Origin of the sequence: Shigella sp. FC1567, from assembly GCF_001743015.1 — a bacterium.
GTDB classification, from domain to species: domain Bacteria; phylum Pseudomonadota; class Gammaproteobacteria; order Enterobacterales; family Enterobacteriaceae; genus Escherichia; species Escherichia coli.
Genome location: NZ_MIIV01000276.1, coordinates 1 through 1,343, shown reverse-complemented (window position 1 = coordinate 1,343; position 1,343 = coordinate 1). Strand labels below are relative to the sequence as shown.

Sequence of the window (1,343 nt, the reverse complement as noted above, 5' to 3'; positions counted from 1 at the left end):
AGTACTGCGCATACGATTACCGGGTCATACAGGAGCAGTCTGGTCTGAAAACATCAATGTCGCGTAAAGGTAACTGTTACGACAACGCTCCGATGGAAAGCTTCTGGGGAACGCTGAAAAATGAGAGCCTGAGCCACTATCGTTTTAATAACCGGGATGAAGCCATCTCAGTAATACGGGAATACATTGAGATTTTCTACAATCGTCAGCGTCGTCACTCTCGTCTGGGGAATATCTCCCCGGCAGCCTTCAGGGAAAAATATCATCAGATGGCTGCTCAAAAAAAGAACAAATGGTAGTGTCCGCTATTGCCAGTACACCTCAGTCTTTGATAAACTGATTTATGTTCGGATAGTTTTACCAGATAATCCCTCGCTTACTGTCTGGCTTCCCTAAAGGAGATACTCGTTTGAAGTGGAAGCCTTCCACCCAACAGTTCTGGCGGTATGCTTCAATTTGTCTGGCACCCAGACCAGTGCGAAGCATCAGGCCGTATTCAACCATCCACTCTTCATTAAAGCCATCGCATCACCTCTGGCAGGCGCCAATGTTAGGCTGAAATTGACGCCCGATGTTGATTATTAATAATCAGCTATGAAGTTTTAATTTGAATACAATGCAATTCACGAGGACTGAAGTTTCTCGCAATTAAAATTTATCAGTTTTACTTTCTGCTCTCTGGAAACGCCAGCTTCTTTTTCCCCTGAGAGCATTTTTTCGCATTCTGATTTCGTTAGTTTTGTCTTTGAGTATCTTGTCCAGCTGGCAGGAGAACCACCTTCCTTTTCAATAGTGGCTGTAATTTTATACATGAACACCTCCATTAATATTTTCCCAAAATGCACTTGGTTTTACACCGGAATATTCTCATCGTATCCTGCTTGTTGCGTTTCGTTTTGTGTTTGTGGATCCGGGAATGCATATTCAACGCCTTCCAGTTCAATCCATAGTGCATTACGACCAGCTTTGATTGTCGGCCAGTCCATACCTTTGATTCTTTCCCATTAGCGGGAGGTGGGTAATGACTCCAACTTACTGATAGTGTTTTATGTTCAGATAATGCCCGATGACCTTGTCATGCAGCTCCACCGATTTTGAGAACGACAGTGACTTCCGTCCCAGCCTTGCCAGATGTTGTCTCAGATTCAGATTATGTCGCTCAATGCGCTGAGTGTAACGCTTGCTGATAACGTGCAGCTTTCCCTTCAGGCGTGATTCATACAGCGGCCAGCCATCCGTCATCCATACCACGACCTCAAAGGCCGACAGCAGGCTCAGAAGACGCTCCAGTGTGGCCAGAGTGCGTTCACCGAAGACGTGCGCCACAACCGTCCTCCGTATCC

At 45.9% G+C, this 1,343-nt stretch carries 4 protein-coding genes and 1 pseudogene; 1 reads left to right on the top strand and 4 read right to left on the bottom strand.

From position 1 onward, the window contains the following. The coding region (locus BHE85_RS15560) for an integrase core domain-containing protein (protein WP_146627985.1) at positions 1-299 on the top strand (299 nt) is incomplete at its 5' end. Between the two features lie 58 nt (positions 300-357). Here the strand turns inward: BHE85_RS15560 and xisR are convergent. The 4 genes and pseudogenes from xisR to BHE85_RS15545 all read right to left on the bottom strand — a co-directional run. After that, complete coding sequence (gene xisR / locus BHE85_RS15555) at positions 358-504, bottom strand: excisionase family protein (RefSeq protein WP_004984152.1); 147 nt, start codon at positions 502-504, stop codon at positions 358-360. A gap of 119 nt (positions 505-623) precedes the next feature. After that, complete coding sequence (locus tag BHE85_RS15550) at positions 624-812, bottom strand: DUF1187 family protein (RefSeq protein ID WP_000276806.1); 189 nt, start codon at positions 810-812, stop codon at positions 624-626. 39 nt (positions 813-851) lie between these two features. Then, positions 852-986, bottom strand: a complete 135-nt coding sequence (locus tag BHE85_RS28070) for a hypothetical protein (protein WP_000384033.1) — start codon at positions 984-986, stop codon at positions 852-854. Positions 987-1,032: 46 nt separating this feature from the next. Then, positions 1,033-1,343 (bottom strand): annotated as a pseudogene (locus BHE85_RS15545) (IS1-like element IS1X2 family transposase); the annotation flags it as partial.

Coding starts and splice junctions, on each gene's coding strand:
- BHE85_RS28070 (WP_000384033.1), bottom strand. CDS start 986: ATGGACTGGCCGACAATCAAAGCTGGTCGTAATGCACTATGGATTGAA.
- BHE85_RS15550 (WP_000276806.1), bottom strand. CDS start 812: ATGTATAAAATTACAGCCACTATTGAAAAGGAAGGTGGTTCTCCTGCC.
- xisR (WP_004984152.1), bottom strand. CDS start 504: ATGGTTGAATACGGCCTGATGCTTCGCACTGGTCTGGGTGCCAGACAA.